The 20879-nt window shown below is 39.3% G+C and carries 12 protein-coding genes, 1 tRNA gene and 1 pseudogene; 3 read left to right on the top strand and 11 right to left on the bottom strand.

Annotated features, from left to right (window positions below):
• Window positions 1-83: 83 nt before the first annotated feature.
• Window positions 84-1370 carry an ornithine--oxo-acid transaminase gene (gene rocD / locus R2Q94_RS02525; protein WP_316819855.1) on the bottom strand — a complete coding sequence of 429 codons (1287 nt, stop codon included), beginning with the start codon at window positions 1368-1370 and terminating at the stop codon, window positions 84-86.
• 154 nt (window positions 1371-1524) lie between these two features.
• On the opposite strand from rocD, the gene R2Q94_RS02520 reads away from it, so the two are divergent.
• Window positions 1525-1977: an Lrp/AsnC family transcriptional regulator gene (locus tag R2Q94_RS02520; RefSeq protein WP_316819854.1), complete on the top strand. Its 453-nt coding sequence runs from the start codon at window positions 1525-1527 to the stop codon at window positions 1975-1977.
• Between the two features lie 136 nt (window positions 1978-2113).
• Here R2Q94_RS02520 and R2Q94_RS02515 read toward each other — a convergent pair whose 3' ends face one another.
• The 6 genes and pseudogenes from R2Q94_RS02515 to R2Q94_RS02490 all read right to left on the bottom strand — a co-directional run bounded on the left by R2Q94_RS02515 (window position 2114) and on the right by R2Q94_RS02490 (window position 12403).
• Window positions 2114-2254, bottom strand: a complete 141-nt coding sequence (locus tag R2Q94_RS02515) for a hypothetical protein (protein ID WP_316819853.1) — start codon at window positions 2252-2254, stop codon at window positions 2114-2116.
• 18 nt (window positions 2255-2272) lie between these two features.
• Window positions 2273-2539 (bottom strand): annotated as a pseudogene (locus tag R2Q94_RS02510) (RagB/SusD family nutrient uptake outer membrane protein); the annotation flags it as partial.
• A 1103-nt stretch (window positions 2540-3642) separates the two neighbouring features.
• Window positions 3643-6828: a PAS domain S-box protein gene (locus R2Q94_RS02505; RefSeq protein ID WP_316819852.1), complete on the bottom strand. Its 3186-nt coding sequence runs from the start codon at window positions 6826-6828 to the stop codon at window positions 3643-3645.
• 255 nt (window positions 6829-7083) lie between these two features.
• Window positions 7084-8526, bottom strand: coding sequence for a glycoside hydrolase family 125 protein (locus tag R2Q94_RS02500; protein ID WP_316819851.1), 1443 nt, complete (start codon window positions 8524-8526; stop codon window positions 7084-7086).
• Between the two features lie 195 nt (window positions 8527-8721).
• Window positions 8722-11085, bottom strand: a complete 2364-nt coding sequence (locus R2Q94_RS02495; RefSeq protein WP_316819850.1) for a patatin-like phospholipase family protein — start codon at window positions 11083-11085, stop codon at window positions 8722-8724.
• Between the two features lie 58 nt (window positions 11086-11143).
• Complete coding sequence (locus R2Q94_RS02490; RefSeq protein ID WP_316819849.1) at window positions 11144-12403, bottom strand: DUF2264 domain-containing protein; 1260 nt, start codon at window positions 12401-12403, stop codon at window positions 11144-11146.
• Between the two features lie 362 nt (window positions 12404-12765).
• Between R2Q94_RS02490 and R2Q94_RS02485 the strand changes: the two genes are divergently transcribed.
• Both R2Q94_RS02485 and R2Q94_RS02480 read left to right on the top strand, forming a co-directional pair.
• Window positions 12766-13467, top strand: coding sequence for an endonuclease/exonuclease/phosphatase family protein (locus R2Q94_RS02485; RefSeq protein ID WP_316819848.1), 702 nt, complete (start codon window positions 12766-12768; stop codon window positions 13465-13467).
• A gap of 224 nt (window positions 13468-13691) precedes the next feature.
• Window positions 13692-13764: transfer RNA gene (locus R2Q94_RS02480), tRNA-Thr, on the top strand.
• Window positions 13765-14029: 265 nt separating this feature from the next.
• Here R2Q94_RS02480 and R2Q94_RS02475 read toward each other — a convergent pair.
• The 4 genes from R2Q94_RS02475 to R2Q94_RS02460 form a co-directional block, all read right to left on the bottom strand.
• Window positions 14030-17431, bottom strand: coding sequence for an ATP-binding protein (locus R2Q94_RS02475; protein WP_316819847.1), 3402 nt, complete (start codon window positions 17429-17431; stop codon window positions 14030-14032).
• On the bottom strand, window positions 17424-17996 hold the full coding sequence (locus tag R2Q94_RS02470; RefSeq protein WP_316819846.1) for a DUF4194 domain-containing protein: 573 nt from the start codon (window positions 17994-17996) through the stop codon (window positions 17424-17426). Before R2Q94_RS02470 ends, R2Q94_RS02475 begins: the two co-directional genes overlap by 8 nt.
• Before the next feature lie 72 nt (window positions 17997-18068).
• Window positions 18069-19535: a DUF3375 domain-containing protein gene (locus tag R2Q94_RS02465; RefSeq protein WP_316819845.1), complete on the bottom strand. Its 1467-nt coding sequence runs from the start codon at window positions 19533-19535 to the stop codon at window positions 18069-18071.
• 218 nt (window positions 19536-19753) lie between these two features.
• Window positions 19754-20875 carry a cytochrome-c peroxidase gene (locus R2Q94_RS02460; RefSeq protein WP_316819844.1) on the bottom strand — a complete coding sequence of 374 codons (1122 nt, stop codon included), beginning with the start codon at window positions 20873-20875 and terminating at the stop codon, window positions 19754-19756.
• Between the last annotated feature and the right edge of the window lie 4 nt (window positions 20876-20879).

Below are 20879 nucleotides of genomic sequence, written 5' to 3'. Positions count from 1 at the left end.
CCTGCACATTTTAAAACTGCAGGCAGGGTTTTTTACTAAATATCTGATCATGTACATGATAGATCAGGATTCCATTGTTATTTCTATCCGATATGTGGCTTGACAGGTTGATTCGCAAACTCCAATAATGATTTTTCAATAATGACCAGACATTCATTGATCTGTGCTTCAGTGATCACCAAAGGAGGTGCAAAACGGATCTTGTTACCCTGAGTCGGTTTTGCCAATAATCCATTCTCCTGGAATTTAACACAAATATCCCATGCCATATTAGAATCTTCAGGGCAATAGATTACAATTGCATTTAGCAATCCTTTGCCTCTCACCTGCTCAATAATTCCTATTCTTTTGGCAATAGCTTCCAATCCATTTCTTAAGATTTCACCCAATCTCTTTGCGTTATCAGTAAGATTTTCGTCCAGTACTACCTGTAAAGCTTCCTGAGCTACGGCACATGCTAGCGGATTTCCCCCATAAGTTGAGCCATGTTCACCAGGTTTAATCGTCAGCATAATTTCATCGTTAGCCAATACTGCCGAAACGGGTAGAACTCCTCCCGAAATTGCCTTTCCTAAAATAATCATATCCGGTTGATTGGTTTTATCCTTTGAATTGATATCATAAGAGGCCAGCATCTCTCCAGTACGAGCAATGCCAGTTTGAATTTCATCTGCAATAAACAGTACATTGTATTGTTTACATAAAGCGTTAATACGGGATAAGTAATCACTGTCTGGCACCACTACCCCTGCTTCACCCTGAATGGGTTCTACGATAAATCCTGCAATATTTTTATCTTCCTTTAATAGGGTTTCAAAAGCTTCCACATTATTATAAGGAACACGAAGAATTCCGTCAACAAATGGGCCGAAGTTAGTTGTTGCACTTTCGTCGTCAGATGCAGAAATCACAGAAATGGTTCTGCCATGAAAATTTCCATTGGCAAAAACAATCTTTGCCTGATTAGCTGGAACACCTTTTACCTGATAAGCCCATTTTCTACAAAGCTTCATAGCACTTTCTACCGCTTCCACTCCAGAGTTCATTATCAGCGCTTTATCATAACCAAACAGCTTACACATAAATTCTTCCAGGTCTCCTAACTTATTATTATAAAAAGCACGGGAGGTCAGGGTCAGCTTTTCTGCCTGCTCTTTTAAAGCGCCAATAATTCTTGGGTGACAATGACCTTGATTTACAGCGGAGTAAGCCGACAGAAAATCATAGTATTTTTTTCCTTCTACGTCCCAAAGAAAAACGCCTTCTCCTTTTTCCAGTACTACTGGTAGGGGATGGTAATTATGGGCACCGTATCTGTTTTCTTTTTCGATAACTGTTTCGACTTTACTTAAATTTGCTGAAATTCTCATGTGTAACTATATGATTTGGTAGGCTGGCTAAGTTAATGATATTTATTATTTAACGCTACTAAAAAAGAGAATTTGACTTTTTATACAATTAAAAAACGTTATTTAACTTTAAACTGCCGATATTCGGCAATAAACCCAATCTTAAAACAGCGCAATGGATGCTATTGATGAATTTGATGTTCAAATTTTAAAACAACTTGAAAAAGATGGCCGAATGGCCTATTCGGCTATTGCAAGCACATTAGGTGTATCGAACACCATGGTACATCAAAGGGTATCCAGGTTGATAGAACAGGGGATATTAGCAGGGATTAAACCTGTACTGGATGAAAAAAGAATAGGTTATGATTGGGGAGCTTTTACCGGGATCTCTCTGGAAAAAGATAGTGACTCTAACCGGATCATTGAAGAATTAAAGAAAATACCGGAGGTCACCGAGTGTTATTACATTACCGGTATTTACACCTTGTATATCAAAATCATTGCTAAAAATCATGAACATATGAGGAAGATTCTTTATGAAAAAGTGGACAGTATTCCGGGAATTTCGAAAACAGATTCGATTATAGAATTGGGTTGTGCTTTTAAAAGAAACATCATTTTATAATCAGATCTACTACTGAAAAATATCGCTGGTACTGATAAAATACCAACCATTTTTTTTATCCTTAATTTAGAAGGCCGTTTACCTCATTTAAGGAAACGGCCTTCAGCTGATTTATTTTTCGGAACAATTGTGTGGATTAGTTATATCCAGGGGTTTGTACCAGTACCCCTTTTGACCTATCAATCTGTACCTGTTGAACAGGCATAGCATATAATTTATCTGACCATACCCGGTTCTTTACCAATCCGTTGTTTACAACAACAATAATAGTCTTCATTCCATCGGGAGCGATTTTCTACCTTCTGATGCCCAGCAAACGTTGACCTTCCTGTGCGAGCTCAACTATGCGTTCTGCCCTGATAAGCTCTCTCCATGTTTCTTTCAAACCATATTTCGTTCTGTTCAGGACTGGCATTACTGCCCGTGTTCTGATTTGATCCAAAGCATCATAAATAGTAATATCCCGAACAGAAACCTCATTTTTAGCCTCAGCATATGTCAATAAAAGCTCCGCATAACAAATAAGGATAGCATTTGCATACTTATCTACCAATTTACGAAATCCATAACCCGTTAAAGAATAGCCACTTCCTGTTTTCCAGTTAAAAGAAGCTTCCTACTACAGATACGCATGGTAATGGACCTTCACTGTATTTCAAAGTTCCTTTCACAACAATATCGGCAAGCTTAATCCTCAGGTTGTTTTTTTGAACCCAGGGCTTAACCAGAGCAAGGGCATCCAACACAAATAGGATCATCACTGCCATTAAAACCCAGATCCCTGCGGTTTTAAGAGGTTGTTTTTTTCATTATAATTTGTTGTTAAGAAATATTTAAATCAATATTACGTATAGTAATCACTATTTAAAGTACTTTAAAGGGCTTTCGTTTACGCAAACGGTTGTGTAAAAACATAACTGATAAAGAAACCAGATCACCCACCCCCCCTTAAAGTTCTAAAAACAGACTTTCAAATTCTCAGCTAACTATTTAATTAAGAGCACTTAGCGAAGACTAAGGATTCAGAACAAAAAAAACACCTTTATAATTATTTCATTAAAAAGAAAATACAATTTAGTAAGCAAGATCTCTTCGCGCAAACGTTTGAATAAGCCTTTTTAATATTTTTAAAGGGAGCGCCAGGCAACTTTATTCCATTATTGTTTTCTAAAAAGAACACTATTCTAAAGCGCTTTCAATTTGAAACAGAAAATGCTAAACCAAATTGAAACATCTAATTTCACACATACAAATCACTCTATAACTGAACGTTCTTCCTCCTCTCCAGTGACAGATTAAATTAATTAGTTAGATATTCAATCCTAATGAACAGAGAGTCCTTTCAAAACAAAAACAAATAGAAATACAGCAAGTTATAACTAAATAACTGGCAATAACACACCTATAAAATCTATTAAGACTATTCTTTGCAGCTTTAATTTTCAAGTCAATTAACAGTAAAGCCAAATTTGAAGATGCTACTTTTACTCACAATACAGCAACCGGTATATCTTAAAAGAACACAGCTAAAGTGTGATCAAGTGACTATTTATAGATTTTGCGTTGTAAATAAAAACTGACCTGATCAGTTATAAGAATTATGATGGCGGTTTAAACAGAATAATATACAACATATTTAAACCGTCTCCATTTTTCAAATGATTGCTATTTCAACCATTTTTTGAAAACCATTGCAATCTCTTCTTCCAGGACTGGTTTTGAAAGAAAGTCATTCATTCCTGAAACCATACATTTTTCCTTTTCCCCCTTCACATTTCCTGCGGTTAAAGCGATAATAGGTACATCCAAAAGGTCTAGTTCATTCCTAATATAGGCGGTTGCTTCATAGCCATTCATTTCTGGCATTTGAACATCCATAAGAATGAGGTCAGGAACCTGCACTTTACAATGCGCTAAACATTCCAGCCCATTAGCCGCTTCATGAATTAATGCCATTGGCACTATCCTTTTAACGATAGTTTTGGCAAGCAGCATATTGATCAGATTATCTTCAGCAATGAGTACGTGAATCTGCTGCTGAATACGCTCCATATTCGTCATCAAATGGTCTATTCCCCCATTAGCCAGGGATTTTTTCTTTGCGGCATCAGTGTTCCAGTCCACAGCAGCGAAATCTTCTACTTTTAGCTGGAGATCAAAGAAAAAAGTACTTCCCACTCCAAGGCAACTGATGAGTTCGAGTTTACTTCCCATCAGACCTAATAACTGGTTAGAAATACTTAACCCCAACCCGGTTCCTCCATATCTTTTAGTAGTTGAACCATCTTCCTGAGAAAAAGCTTCAAATACTTTACCTTGTTTATCTGATTTAATGCCGATTCCGGTATCTCTTACCTGAAAACGAATGTTCATTAAACCTTCTTCCTTAGGGGCTAAGGCCATTATCTTAAGTTCAATTTCACCTTTCTCTGTGAATTTAACTGCATTACTTAGAAGGTTGATCAGTATTTGTCTAAGACGAACCCAATCCGTCCAGATAAAGCCGGGCAAAGCTTTGTCGATGTTCAATTTGATTTCCAAGGCTTTCCGTTGTGCCTGATACATATTGATGTCGATTGCCTGGTTCCCTAACTCAAAAAGATCACACTTTTCGATTTCAAGTTCTAGTTTTCCAGATTCGATCTTTGAGAAGTCGAGGATATCACTAATGATTCCCAACAGCGCATTGGCAGACTCATTTATAATGGTGAGGTATTGCTCCTGGATAGGATTCAGTTCTGTTTTCAACATCAGATCTGAAAAACCAATCACCCCATTAAGCGGCGTACGAATTTCATGGCTCATATTCGCCAGAAATTCTGATTTTGCCAGACTCGCATGTTCCGCCTGCTCCTTGGCTTTATTCAGCTCAAGTCCTTGAGTACTACTTTCAGTGATGTCCTGACTATAGATCATAATCCCTCCAATTTTCCCATCAAACTGATACCATGGACGCAACTCCAGGCGAATATACTGATCATGATCCCAACCTTCAGGCCTCAAAATATCGGTTTCATTTTTGATCACCTCCCCCTCAAGGCAACGCTTAAATACTTCTTTTCGATGTCTGCTGATTTCCGGAAGAACGTCATAATGTGATTTCCCATACAAATCGGTTCCTTGCAACTGATACTCTTCCAACCAACGGTTACTGACCACAATATAACACAGTGCACTATCCAGCATCGCCACAGCTGCAGGCGCATGGCTTACAAAAGCAGAAAGACGGGCCTTTTCTTCTGACAATGCAATTTCTACACGTTTCTTCTCGTCAATGTCCTGAAATGTACCATATAAGCGCTTACAGACACCTCTTTCAAAATCTGCGTGTCCAAGCACGCGTACCCATATTTCTTTTCCTTTATTTGTGATCAACAGCAGCTCCAGGTCCCAGGATTCACCGAGTTCGATCGCCTTCTTTATGGTATTGGTTATTTTCTCGCGGTGTTCACCTTCTTTATAAAATTTTAATGCAGTTTCCACCAATGGTTCAAAATCTGAAGAGACTTCATGGATTTGCCTGGTGATTTCCGTCCAGCTTAGCAATTGATGCCCCAAGTCTAAGTCCCAACCTCCAATTTGTGCCACCTGACTGGTTTGTTCCAACATTTTGGTAGTTCTTTCCAACTCCCTTTCCAGGCGATGTTTCTCGGTAACATCTATTGCATTAACAATCACATACTTTTGTCCGGAAAGGTCATGTTCTACCACATTATTGTAGAATAAAACCCTTGAAGAACCGTCTTTATGCAGGATGGTCATCAAACCCGAAGCTCTCCCTTTTTTCTCCATTTCTTGCAGATACGCCTCCACAAAAGGTTGTTGCTTTTCTAGCGTAAGGTTAAACAGACTCATTTTTGAAAGCTGCTTTGGGGTATACCCTAACAACAAGGCTCCTGCAATATTTACGGAGATGAAAGCCCCTTTCATATCATGGGTACACATCAATCCCTGCGAGTTTTCAAAAAAGGATCTCATGTTATTTTCACTCAGACGAATCTTTTCATCCCGTTCATTTTCCAGACTAATGTCCCGGGCAATCGCAAATACATGATCCGTTCCGGGTTCTGGTGTGGCTGTCCATTGCAGCACTTTATACTCACCACCAGATGCTAAAACACGGGCCACAAAATTAATTGTACTTTTTCCAGCACTGAGCTTTTCCAGCTCTTTAAAGCTACTCACCAAATCATCCGGATGGACCAGACTAAAAAAACTATGAGACATCAACTGTTTTGATTTCCAGCCAAGTATTCTTTCAAATGCAGGATTAATTTTTTTAAAGAAGCCGTCCAAACCGGCAATACAAATCAAATCGTTTGACAATTCGTAGAGCTGATCAAAATACTGATGCTCTGCTCGTTCTCTACGATATAGGATGAGTGCCATGGCTTGTTTGGCCAATAAAATGAGGGCGTTCTTTTGCAAATCAGTCATGACTTTTGGCTCTGGGCCCAGTACACATAGTGAACCGATCGCAAACCCAGAAGGATCAATTAATGGGTAACCCGCATAAAATCTGATATTTGGAGCAGCAGTAACTAAAACATTATTTTTAAACCTAGCGTCTTTAGTGGCATCTTCTACCTCTAACAGGGATTCAGAAAGGATGGTATATTGACAAAATGCAATTTCCCGGGGCGTTTCCATCTCAGAAATGCCTTTTTTTGATTTAAACCACTGCCTGTTTTCATCCAATAAAGTTATCAATGAAACTGGAGCCTCACAAATCAGCGCAGCTAACTCCGTAATTCTGTCGAACTCTTTTTCAGCAGGTGAATCCAGGATTTGATAACCTTTTAACGCCTGGACACGTTCCTTTTCGTTTAAGGGTAGACTAGGTATTTTCATGGGGATAATCAATCTATGTTGAGCAATTCTCATGCCCTATAACAAATATAACATTTAGAAATAAACATCGATAAATGCTAAACAAATCAAGAATGCGATTATTTTAACAGGATGATTTCAAGTGAAAGCAACAAAAATTCAGCAATTTTGGCACTGAACCGTATTTAGACATAAGGGCAGTAAACAAGAAAGGCTCCTGGATTTAATTCAGGAGCCTTTCTTGTTTAAAGTATTTCTTATTTAATGCCTTAATAATTAAGCCAATAAATGTGGCCTTTCTTTGTAGGTTTTCCAAAGGAATTCTCCAAAGATCGTATTTGTCCAGGCAAACCATGCTCTGGTGAACTTCTTCGGATCGTTTTTATGGAATGATTCATGCATGAAACCAGTATCTCCATGGCACTTCTGCAACATATCCAGGCATAACTTAATCTCTTTATCATCTGAGCTGGTCAGTCCCCTTGCAATGATACTCATTGGCCAGATCATATCCTTACCGATATGTGGCCCACCGATTCCTTCTCCAGCTGTCCCTTTAAAAAAGAAAGGGTTATCATCTAAAGAATGAATCATTTTACGTGTGTTCTGGTAAATTGGATCTTCGGCAGCAACTGCGCCAAGGTATGGTAACGCCAATAAGCTAGGGATATTCGCATCATCCATAATGTTATAACTGCCCATGCCATTCACTTCAAAAGCATATACTTTACCATATTTTTCATGATTAAATACCGCATACTTCTGCAGGGCATCCTGTACCTCAAGCGCCAATGCATCGAGGTCTTTGGCAGTTTGTTCATCAGCTTTTATAGCTCTAAAAATCTCCGCAGCTTGTTTTAAACTCACTACAGCGAAGAAATTTGAAGGGACTAAAAATGAAAAAACAGTAGCGTCATCACTCGGACGGAAAGTAGAGCAGATTAATCCTACTGGTTTTACAGGATATCCATATCCCATCATTGGTACACCATCAGTAGCCCATGAAGTATGACGCTGGAAAGAATAAGGTCCATCGTTTTCTTTACGTTGCTGCTCTTTAAAAGTCTTTAAGGTCAGTTTTACCGATGACTGCCAGTCGGCATCAAATGGAGTAGTATCATTTGTTTCTTTCCAGTAACGGTAGGCTAAACGAATTGGATAACATAGTGAATCGATCTCCCATTTACGTTCATGTAACCCTGGTTTCATATCTGTGACGTCGTTCTTCCACTCTCCTAGTTTATTTGGATCGTTATAAAAGGCATTGGCATAAGGATCTTTCAGGATACATTTCACCTGATGATTGATCACCCCATTTACCAAATTTTTCAAAGGTTTATCTTTTTTAAGGAAAGGCAAATAAGGCCAAACCTGTGCAGTACTGTCGCGCAGCCACATGGCATCGATATCACCAGTGATCACATAGGTATCTGGTTTACCAGCCTTTTCAGTATAAGTTACAGTGGTATCTAGCGTATTTGGGAAACAGTTATTAAATAACCAGGCCATTTCTTTGTTTTTCACATTAGCAGAAAACTCCGTAATTGCGCTTTCTACAGCTTTACTATTGAAATGACGTGAAGCAAGGGGAACCCTTACAGTTGGGAAAGTCGACATTGCCCCTGAAACATCTGGTGCAGTAGCAAAAGATACCAGGTCGCTGGCCATTAACCCTGCCCCAAGGAGGCCTGCTTTTTGAATAAATGATCTTCTTTTCATTTCGAAAAAATATTTGGTTGTAATGATACTATTTTAAAAAGGCAATATACTACAAAGATCCTAAATCACAATCCTTCCAAATAGCCTATAAACGAATATATAAATAGTTTTAGCAAAAAGAATCAATTATAGAATTATACTGTCGGAGATACCATAAAGACTTAGCCTTACAAGCCGTAGAAATGACTATTGAAGTTAAAATTTAAAGCCAATAGAAAGGTACATTCTCCAGGGATTCCGTTCAAAACCGTTAGTTTTGGCAATGGCAAAATTGATCGGTCCTATAAATGACATGTATCCCAATTTTGCACCATATCCAAAAAGATAATCATTATCGAAAGCTACATTAAAAGGATTAAACCCTCGGTTTTCCCAGGCCAGATTTACCTGTGGCGTCAGGTAAAGATTACCCCTCAGGTTATATTGCAAGGCGAGGCCGAAACTAGTCAAATTTGCCAGCCCAAACTCACCGCGCTTTAATCCGATAAAATTGCTTTGTCCGATATCCTGACGAGGATCGATCCCCCCCATAGTGAAATTGGCATTTTCATACATATACAAAGGGTCGAAACCATATTTGGCCGAATAATTAAATCCCCAGGTTGCATTTGCATTCAGGGAGATTCTCCCGTTCAATTGTGCCACATAGTTTTCATTCAGGAAGAACCTGAACACCTTTCCAGGTAAGCCATCTGGTGGCGGATTTAGGAAATCATAAATCAATTGACCTTTTGTATCTGTAGAGTCCGGTATTTTGGTGCTAATTCTATTGTTAAATATATATTTTGCCTGGATGGTCAACACATTTCCTCGTTTAGGATAATAGAGATTGTCTAGTGTATTCTGCCTGAATAACACTGCCATGGCCTCATTGCTATGGCGATACAAAGTACGAATGTCATTCCCTTCCCCAAAGAAACGTTTAAATAGATTGGGGCCACGTTTGATGGCCTCATTTTCATTACTGATGCTTAATGCAATAGAACTGGAGCGCCCAAGGCTATAGCCTAGTGCCAGCTCTGTATTTAATGTATTATTGAAATAATTCTCATCAGAAATCAATCTGTAAAGGATAGAATTGTTTTGTAATGCCTGATAATTAAAAGAAGCTTTTAGCCATAAACGACTGCTGCTATTGATAAATTTATAATAGTCAAAACGCCCTTTAAAACGTTCTGAAAGATCCACAGTAGCCAGAAGCCTCGATTTTCTCAGAAAAATATTCCGGTAGGTATAATTGATAATCAGTCCGGCGCTCTGTTCTGTATCATAATGTACAGCGGCTTTAAACACACCAGGTTTCCCCTGTTTAAGCCTTATATTGAGTGTTAAAGCCGTATCCGCATTATTCTCAAAAGTGTAATATACTTTATCAAAAAACTGTGTTCCAAAAAGATCTGCCACTCCTTCGTTCAATTTTTTCACTTTTATGGCCCGCCCTGTTTTAAGATTGAGGCGGGATTTAGCAAATTGTTCCATTACCGGCAAGTCTAAAGGAAAACCTTTATCATTCATGTAGACAATTCTTGTAACTGGTAAATTAGGGTCTGCTACTTCTCTTGAAAGACTATCTTCAAGTTTGTATTTTTTCTGGTCTTCGGCGATCTTTATCAATTGGGGCAAGTATTTCCTGACTTCCTGTTCTCCGATTTCAATAATACGCTTGTTTTTATAAAAGTCGGCGGCGGAAAAATCACTAAGTGCCTGGGTAAAGTCGACCACCACATCTGCCAGAGCCTCCTGCTTTTTTGAATCCTCTACCGATCTGAAGGCATGGGTCTGATAGATCAGTTTCATTGGGTTTTCAATTTCCTTCTCCGTGAACAAACGAAAGCCTGTGTAACCACCAATAACAATATCAGCTCCCATATCTTTGACTTCCTGAACCGGAAAATTACGTTCTAATCCTCCGTCAACTAATAGATGTCCATCTATATACACTGGTGCAAAAGCGGCTGGAATAGCCAATGTTGCCCGGATTGCCAATGGCAACGAGCCTTTATGTTGCAAAATCAATCCTCCATTTACGATATCTGAAGAAGTAATGGTAGTAGGAATTGGAAGTTTATTAAAATCGTTAATGTGTTTGGCCGGATAAGTTAATGTATTGAGGATTTCAGAGATATATTGTCCTTCAATCAAGGCACTAGGCAATCTCGGCCTACCTCCCAAAACCGGAAATTCAATCATGTAATTGTCGTACTCATCTTTTTCCTCAATATTGATTTGTCTCAAGGAAACCTTATTACTCAATACTCTACGCCAATTGATCCTTAGCGCAATCTTTTTCAAAGTATCCGGAGAATAACCAATCGCATATAACCCCCCAAAGATACCGCCTGCACTCGTGCCGGAAATGTAATCAATTTTTATTCCTAAGGAATCAATAAGCTTTAACAAGCCTATATGGGCCATCCCTTTTGCTCCACCCCCACTTAAAGCCAGTCCGATCTTCGGTCGGCCAGCACCTTTACCTTTTTTTTGAGCAAATACAGGGTTACTATAAATGCAACACAAACAAAACAGCAAAGATAAACAGCAGATAACTCTCTTGAACATAAGCCTTTCATTAGGGAATTCTAAATATCAGAATTTTAATAATGAAAAGTGCTCTTGTTTAATAATCTACATGATAATCTTTCGGGAACCGCTGACTACTCCAAGCCTTTTTTGCGGTCCAGTCTACTTCCGGTCCAGTCCAAAACTCATTCGCAGCAGGTAATCCAAGAGGCAAAAAAGAAAGTGTAGCCATATACAAACTTCCTGTAGAGGTATAGTAATCTGCAATATCCGGATCATGGCCTACAAAGCCTAGTAATAGCCATCCGTTTTGGTCAAATGTTCCAGGGACATCGTACATATTTTTCTTCACCTGGGTTAATGCGGAACGTACCTGTGCAGGTTTTATGCTATCTGGAAGTTTTTCCATCAAGGCCACCTGACTTAAAGCCTGAAAAGCTCCGGTACGATAGGTAATGGATCTTCCTATAGGTGGGAAGGTGCCTTCAGGAGAAATCATACGCTCCTGTCCGACAGCATACCTGACCATCCTCGACAAAGCCAATTCATATTCTTTTGCAGTGACCATGCCCTTATCCATCATGATTTTCATGACATCAACCATCATAGGGTGAATCACAAAGGAGTTATAGTAATCAAAAGCAAAATTTGGCCCATCGCCATAACAACCATCACCTTTATACCATTCATTGAGTTTCTTAGGACCTTTATTTAATCTTTCTACATCGGGTTCTTCTCCAATTGACAGAAGGAATGCCTCAGTAATCGATCCGAACAAAAGCCAGTTGCTATTGAAAGGCTTACGGTTTCTCAGAGATTTAAAAGCGGTGATAACGCTGTCTTTAGTAACCGCATTTAAGGGTTCCCACAGGGCTTTTGGTGCCCGTATAAAAGTCTGCGCCAAATAGGCTGCATCCACAATAGGCTGATAATCGGTTTTAAAATTCAATTGATCCGGGCTGGAAGGGTCAAAACAGCTTGTCAGCCCTTGCAGCACCTCATTTCTCATCTTTTTTCTAAAAATCCCTTCCTCGGTAGCGTCGTCGGGTAAGGATAACCAGGGCGCAATGCCGGCAAAAGTTCTGCCTACAGCCTCAAGATAAGTGACGTGTATAGACCTGTTGTCGAATTTTGGAGATTTCTCCACCAGCATATTCTTTTTTAAGGTTCCATTGGCCAGGTTCTCTGTTACCGGGTTGGCGATTTTATACAAAAGCCTCCACCAGTATTCACGGTCATTTTTAGACTTGTTTCCAGTAAGTGCAGCTTGTTTTTCTATTGCTAAAAGTTCGCCTGGCTGTATTGCTCCAGCCATTCCTACCATTGATACTGTCGCTAAAAATTTCCTTCTTTCCATATCGTTTAATTAAATCTCTTTTCCGAATATAGCCGGGATAACCCGAAAAATTCCGCGATGGACTGCGCAAACGTTTGATATTCCAAATCAAGTATGATTATGTTAAAAACCAGATTTACGGGTGATCATAAAGTCACAAATCTTATTAACTTAAGGACCAATTCATACAACTTGACTATCAGAAACACCAAAATAACCGACCTAGAAAACCAATCAATAAAATCACAACCACAAATTAGAACCAAATATTTATGCAAAAAACCACCCATTATTTGCTTTTCGCTTTTTGCGCGGTCTTACTGCTATGTAATCTGACAAGCAGCCAGCTTAAGGCGCAAGCTAAATCAAAAACACTCAAAGTGATGACTTACAACATCCATCACGGAAACCCTCCCAAAAGTCCAGGGACAATAGACTTACCTGCTATTGCAAAGGTTATTAATCAGCATACGCCAGACTTAGTGGCCTTACAGGAAATCGATAAACTGACTAAAAGAACCGGACAAATTGATCAATTGAAACAACTGGCCGAACTTACAGGCATGTTTTATTTCTTTTCCAAAGGGATAGATTTTGAAGGCGGAGAATATGGTGTAGGTATACTTTCCAAATATCCGATTAAAAATGCCACACGTTATCCACTACCTTCAAAAGAAGGGCTGGAAGCTGAAGCCCGTAGTCTGGCACTGATCCAGGTTAGCATGACCAATGGAAAGCCCTTAACATTTGCATGCACACATTTGGATCTGAACAATGAACATCGAATGCTCCAGGTACAGGAGATCAATCGCATTCTAGGGAAAAGTAAAACCGATGTGATTCTGGCAGGGGATCTAAACCTAACTTCAACTACTCCTGCCATGAAAATTCTGGAACAACATTTTACCCGCAGCTGTACAGAAAATTGTGCTCCCACTATCCCTCAGGATGAGCCCAAAGAGGAAATCGACTTTATTTTATTAAAAAGAGGAAGTCGGATGAAGGTAGTTTCGCATCAGGTATTTCCAAATATTGAGGCTTCCGACCATCTTCCGGTAATGGCAATTTATCAAATCCCTGATTAAAATATCCCTGCCCTTTCTGACTTTTCAGTTTTCAAAAAATTTTCTTCAGAAAGGGCAGTCACTAAAATTGTTGATTTTTAATCAGTTAAACATCAATCAGCACAAACACCTTTAAAAACTCTGAAATTATTCAAAAAATAATTTGTCAGAACAAAAGAAAATCCTACTTTTGTGGCCTCACCAGGAAATCAAGGGCATTTATTTACTCTTGACCCACAATAAAAGCCTCCTTAGCTCAGCTGGTAGAGCAACTGACTTGTAATCAGTAGGTCATTGGTTCGATTCCGATAGGAGGCTCTTTATTTCCCTAAAAATCATTTCATTTTCAAGGTAATTTTGCAAACATGACTTCAACAGGTTAATGTTTATGCTACATTTTTTCCATTTAATCTTTCTTTGGTTTTACGGTACCTCTCTCTTCCACAAATTATACACAGATCTTTAAACATCATCAATGATTTCAAGAAGAAACCAAAGAGCCTTTGTTAAATATTAAACAGGCCCAACCTCCAACAATTAAGAGAGCTGGGCCTGAAAAATTACAGCAAAGAATTACAAAGGCTTAGTCCCTTACAAAATGTTCTCTTTCTGCTTTAAACTGTTCAATTGGCATGTCATACAGCCAGGAATGCCTTTCATCTTTACGCTCCACGAAATGAACGAAAGAGATGTCATTTTCCACGATATGTATGTTATCACTAGGTGTTACGACAAGCAATTGTAAATGCAATTGTCTACACAATGTGATCAGATAGCGTGCTTTATCTTCATCCTGTGCCTTGAAAGCCTCATCGATGGCAATAAAACGGAAGGAATTGTTTTGTAATCCTTCTTTTGTGAGGCCGAACTGGTATGCAATTGCAGATCCCAGGATCGTATAAGTCAACTGTGCCTTTTCTCCACCGGACAGCTGGCCCATGTTCTCATAAGTTTTGTATTTCTGACCGGTTTCCTTATAAAACTCTTCTGCTTTATAACTGTACCATGAACGTACATCCATCACCTTCTTGCGCCACTCTTCTTTTTCTAACTTCTCGATTAATGGCTCAATGTGCAGGTCAAAATGACGTTTCTTTCCTTCAATCAAGTCATCAGCTTCCTGTCCATTAGGAATGGCATTATTCAATAATGTTCTAAAAGTTCTCACATCTTCATAGATGCGATCCGGAGCTACCAGTTGAATATAAGTTTTAGGAGTACTTTTAAAGTCAATCTCAAATAATGCTTCATTCAAGACTTTGACGTTTTCTTTGATAGACTCCGCCCAGTTTTCGAAGAACATCCTGAAGTCACCAATTTTATTAATGATCGTTTCCTGCAGATAGGCCTCAAATTTCTGCTCGTACTTAGGCAGATTGTCTTCCTTGAGCTGCTGTAGTCTTCTTTGATACTCCGCAATGAATTCCAGATTCGTAGAATCCGGTAAGCCATTGACATCAGAACGCCAATCTTTAAAACGCTGTACCAATTGCTCATTGGGTTGTTTAAAGTTATTGATCTTAATTCTGGCGGCATTTTCTTTTTTAACCTTATCAGAGCGCAGGTCATTTCCAAGATTCATATTTTGCTCACGGAAACTGTCCTGAGTAGCTTTAAAATTAGCATGCTGAATATTCAACAAATGTTCATGACTAGCTTCAAAAGTTGTAACATCCAGCTCGTGCCCATCAAAAACAGCTAATGTTTCCTTATTCATAGCCAACTCTTTCTCCAGGCTTTGCTTCATCCATTCCGTATCGTGCTTTAGCTTCACGCTACGCTCTTTTTCTTTATCAATAGCGTCTAACTGCCCTTTTACGATTTCCAATTGTTTCTGCAGTTCCCTAACCTTATCATTGGTTTTCTCCAGACTTTCTTTTACAACCTTTTTCTCCTCAATCTCCTGTGCATACACTACCCAGTTCAAATCTTCAAAGACCGCATAATCAGAATACAACTGGTAAAATTTCTCCTTCAGTTCATCAATCTTCTTAATCGATTGGTTGATGAATTCCAACTGCCCATGGTTTTCCTTTTGCTGTTCCTGGAAAACTGATATTTCCTTTTTTAGGAGGTTTATTTTATCCTTATTGTCCCAACCAAGTACAAAGTTTTCTCTTCTGGTGATGTGCGGACGGTCGTCTTTTTCGTGCTTTCCTTTAACTGCATTGATTAGCCCTTCTTTCGTCAGTGCTTTCTCTTCATAGCGGTTAAACTCTTCCAGACTTTCGGCACAACTGTAATTGTACTGTCCAGCAATCGCATCTTCTAACCATTCAGAATACTCACTACCTTCTTTGAATTCCAGCTTGTTGACCAACAAATCTCCATCATAGGACTTTTTGCGCAGGCTTCCCATAGAGGTAAAACCTTTGTATCGCTGATAAGTAATCCGTCCTTTCAGATTGGTTCTATTTACATAAGCATTGACTTCATTGTAATATCTTTCGGGCACAATCAGCCTTAATGCGAAATTATGAAGCACTTTCTCTATGGCTGGCTCCCATTCCAGGTCTTCTTCCCTTACACGAATCAGTTCCCCGATAAATGGCAATTCATCCTTAGTGGCACCTATATGAATAAGGATATCTTCCCTAATATCAGCTTCTCTTCCGGAGATGTTGTTTTTATTTTTCTGCAATGAGCCAACAACTGCCAACAAGTTATCTACTTCTTCCTGTAGGCGATCGATCTCATTCTTGATCTGTCTTTTCTTTTCTTCTTCCAGTTCGCGTTGAGCATCTCCTTCTGCGCGCTTTTCCTGCGTTAACGCTCTTGAATCTGCAAACACCAGCGCATCTGGATTTTGAGGAAGGCCCAGCTCATTTACCAAACGGTTGTAGCTGTCTAGTTTATGCTGACGGTGATTCCTCAGTTTCTCAGCATGCTTGATCTCCTCTTCAATCTTTTCAATTTGCTTCCAAACTTCTTCATTTTCTATGGACATAGAAAGGGCTCTTTCCTGCTTTCTTGCTGCTTCATCTTTTTCCTTCAGTTGAATAAGATCGGTTTTTAGCTGCAATAGCACCTCTTTGTTTTTCTCGAGTTTGGCAGTAATCAGTTCCACACCTTTTCCGGCAAACCAGAATACGGCAGTGTCTTTATCTTTTTGCAGAACATCCAATTTGGTTTCAATTTCCGAAAGCTGAGTCGCCAGGTCATTGATAGGTGTCAACTGTGCAATCTGTTCCTTTGCCTTTTCAATGTTAGTTTTCGCATCCATTAAGGTGATAAAACTTTCTTTCAGCTGGATAAACTCCGCTTCTGCATCCTGATATTCCAGCATGTTCATACGGATAAACTCATCCAGATCCTCGAGTACTTTTACCCCTACTACCTGATTGAACAGGCTCAACGCATTTACAGAACGCATCCCAAAAAGATGCGCCAGTCTTTCCGCATATTTTGTTGGACCGTCTAAAAACTCTATACGCTTTTTAGAAACGGCATAGTTGTATATTTTCTCCAGGCGTCTTTTCCAGATCCCTTTACCATCAAACTGGCCAAAATCCTTTTCTATTTCCAGTGGTACATGAGCAATTCCGAAACTTCTTTTCAATTCCCCATTGCTAAACCAACGCACCTGAAACAAGGTGATTACCTGTCCTTCTGTATTTTCAAATGATGCCAATAAAACCGAGTATGCAGTATGATCTCTCAATTTTTGAGTTGTTGCCTTCAGCTCTCCCTCATTTTGAATGTTACCATAATGGCCATACACATAGGTTTCTTCTGTTCTATCCCCTTTTTTCTCTACACCAGAACTCTGGTTGTAAAAGCGATCCCCTTTCACCGGAACCAATAAAGTGAGTAGGGCATCAATAAATGTACTTTTACCAGAAGCATTTGCACCTGTTAACAGGGAATTGTTTCCTTTAGGCGAAATTTTAAAAATTTCCCCATCAAAGGTACCCCAATTATACACTTCCATGTATTGCAATCGGTATCCCGCTTTATCTGAACTTGTGCTAAATAAACTATACATAATCCTCCAGTTTCAGTTTAAAATCTTTTAACACATCCAGGGTTACTTTTTCCTTGATGATGCGTTGAATTCTGTAAAATGGCTCTGCATCTGCTTCCTGTAATTCTTTTAAATAGCCCAGTTCTACAATTTTTCGGATATAGCTATCCAGTTCTTTGAGGAATTTCACGCGGTTATATTTTTCAGGTAGGAACAATTCAATCTCTTCACGAATCTCTTTATGGCTCACAAACTTTTCATTGCCATCGATCAGTGTGGGGTTGTTATCGAAATCCTCGAGCATCTGGCGTAAAATCACCAGTACAATGGAAGTTTCAAAACCTATCTGGCGACGGGAGATCAAGCCCATGGTATTGCCTTCATTATTTTCAAATTGTTTAAAGAAAGCCAGACCTTCTTCTTTTTTCAGGATCAGCTCCAGACCAATTACGTTTAAATAGTGTTGAATTTCCCGCTGATAATGAATGATATCGTCCCAGACACTCGACTGAGTATATACCGGGCCTTTCAACAGTCTGATGACTGCCTTGGAATAAGGCTTTATTTTATCTTCAAAATTACTCATTGTCAGAATATATTTGTTTCTATAAGTGATGAAGCCATCATAAGGGTGTATGATGATTTAAAAGCATTTTGCTTATGATGGTTTCAATATAATTACTTCAGGTACGTTGATTGATTTCTGCCCATGGGCATCAAATAGAATACGCTGTGTGTTTTCCGGATTGATGGTATGTTTAAATTCCTTGGCTACGGATAAATAACCAAACAGCTCTGGAAGGCCATCTGCAATCCCTCCATCTGCTTCAATAATCTCAAACAGGGAAACCCGGGCTCTACCCGACAATACCGTTCTGATTTTTTTTCGCAGTACTTCCTTATCGATCTTTGTCTGGCCGAATAATTTACCCAGATGACGCGAACTGAGGATATCTTTATCCGCCAGTTTCGGTCTGGTTTTATATAGCAGTTCCTCCGGTTGCTCCAGCATTAAACGCTGTTCAAAGAAAGGATAGATTTCCAGGTTCGCTTCCAATACCAATCCGATATCCGGGCGGTTCTCCTGCTTCCCCGCCGCGATTAACATGGTTTTAATCTCCTGAATAATGTGGTGTGTGACCTGGATTTTGGAACCCTCAGATTCTCTAATGATACGACCAAGCTTCTCCGCCATCTTATCATTTGCCTTGTAAACCTTCTGACCAGAGGCATGCAAGTATTTCTTCATGTTTTTCAAGAAGAAATCCCCCACTACAATACCTCTTTCATCCAGTCTCTCGAATAACGAGGTAGATAATGTAGTCCATTCTTCCTGTAATACAGGATCCAATAAGAAAGACCAAAAGGCGTAAAAACTTTTTCCCTGCTGACTGTCCTTAATCTGATCCAGAGCATCAAAAGTAAATTCCAGGATGTGGTCTTTTGTTAAACTACCTTCTGCATGTTTCTGGTAAATCTGGCGGGTGATATTTTTAAAATTATCCTCGACCTCTTTAAAGTCAGACAATAATTCTTTTGCACCCTGATTCAATTGATTGTATCTGGGAATGACTTCATAATCCTGGTAAACCTTTACTTTTTTACCCGCTTTCAGCTGTTCAATCTGGTGTTCAATTTCCAGGCGTTTCTCTTCTAAAATGGCCAGACGATTATCCCGATCACCATTGGTGAACTCCACCAATTCTTTCAACTGATTGACAATATCTTTAAACCTGGATTCTGTACCTACAAATTCCTTTTTTTGAAGGCTCATTAACCAGTCGATGGTCTTACTGGAATGTGCAGAAATCTCGTAAAACACTTCACCCTGATCATCCTGATAATTGGTTAAAAAACCACTATCTGTCCATTTCCTTATATATTTTCTGGCCTTTACCTCATAAGAGTCGAAGCTTTCAATTTCGTTCTCTTCATCATTATCCACCTGCTTAATTTCCAGGAAATCAGCCAGCAAAGAATGAACATGATCAGAGGAAACGGTAGGTCCATCATTTATAAAAGTATAGATAAGGAATTCTATCACAATATCCCTGTTCCTCAGCTTTAGCAAATTCACACTTGCGGAGCTATTGAGTACTTCAAGAATCCTGGCACTGTCTATCATCGGCTTAAATTAAAAGACCGCAAAAGTACGTAAATTCCTCCCTAAAGGCCCATTTTACGCTGATATTTTAAAGAATTACCTGATGAGATTCCCAACTGATCAGGAGCTCAGTAAAGCTCCTGATCAGTTGGATTAAAACTACTGTCTACCAGACAGATTGCAAGAATTCCAGGAGGATCTCCGCAGCTATTTTCAGTGAAAATTCCAGGAATCAAAAATTACCTTGGCAATTCTGGTCTTCTCATATGATACTGAGTTGCGGTAATCGCATTCATAAAAGCAACCACTGCCTTGATCTCTGCATTGGTTAATTTCAATGGTTTCAGCAAGGGATCTGTTTTTGGAAATAATGGATCAGCCTTAGCTTGCGCTTCGCTTGGATCAATCATGTGCATTCCGCTATTGTAAATATTGACTACGCCTGTGATGCTATCAAACATCCCATTGTGCATCCATGGACCGGTATGCATGACATCTCTAAGTGATGGTGTTCTGAATTTCCCTACATCTTCTGCCTTTTTGGTGATGAGGTGAAGTCCTAGATCTTCATACTTGCGCTTGTAATAGGTTAAGCCGATATTATGAAACGCTTCATCTGTCAGGTATTTACCATTGTGACAATTCATACACCTTGCTTTGGTGCGGAAAAGGTGTAGTCCATGCAATTCCTGATCGTCTAAAACTTTGGTTTCTCCGTCAAGAAAGCGGTCAAATCGACTTCTTCTGCTGCGTATGGTTCTTTCAAATTCGGCTATGGATGCCACAATTTGCGGATAAGTGATCTTTTCCTGTCCATAAGCTTTCTTAAACAATTCTCTATAACCTTTTATTTTCCCTAATTTCTTAGGCAAAGCCTGAGGCTTCATATCCATTTCATGGTGTGCTGTAATCGGGCCATCTACCTGGCTTTCCAATGTTGCTGCTCTGCCATCCCAGAAGAGCGTTTTACGTTCCGCTACATTGAGTAAGGATGGTGTATTTCTATTTCCTTGCAGGTGGTCATTACCTAATGCGACTGCACGTTTGTCTGCCCAGGAAATCTCCGGATCATGGCAACTGCTACAAGAAACCTGGTTGGAACCAGAAAGCAAAGGGTCAAAAAATAGCAGTTGACCCAGCATCACCTTTGGTTCTTCCATCTTCGCGAAGTAATTACTGTCTATTGCAGGAAGCGAGCTCATTTCCGTCCAGTTTACACCGCTGTCGATTATTGGTTTTGGCCACTGACTGACTGGCTTACTATATTGTGCTCTTAAAGTATCCTGCTCATCTTCTGAATAAAAAGCAGATCCGATCACAAAGATCAAAAGGAAAGAAAAAATGATAAATATTCTGTTCATTATA

Source organism: Pedobacter gandavensis, from assembly GCF_032678465.1.
Taxonomy (GTDB): Bacteria; Bacteroidota; Bacteroidia; order Sphingobacteriales; family Sphingobacteriaceae; genus Pedobacter; species Pedobacter gandavensis_B.
This window is presented reverse-complemented; position numbering and strand designations above follow the sequence as displayed.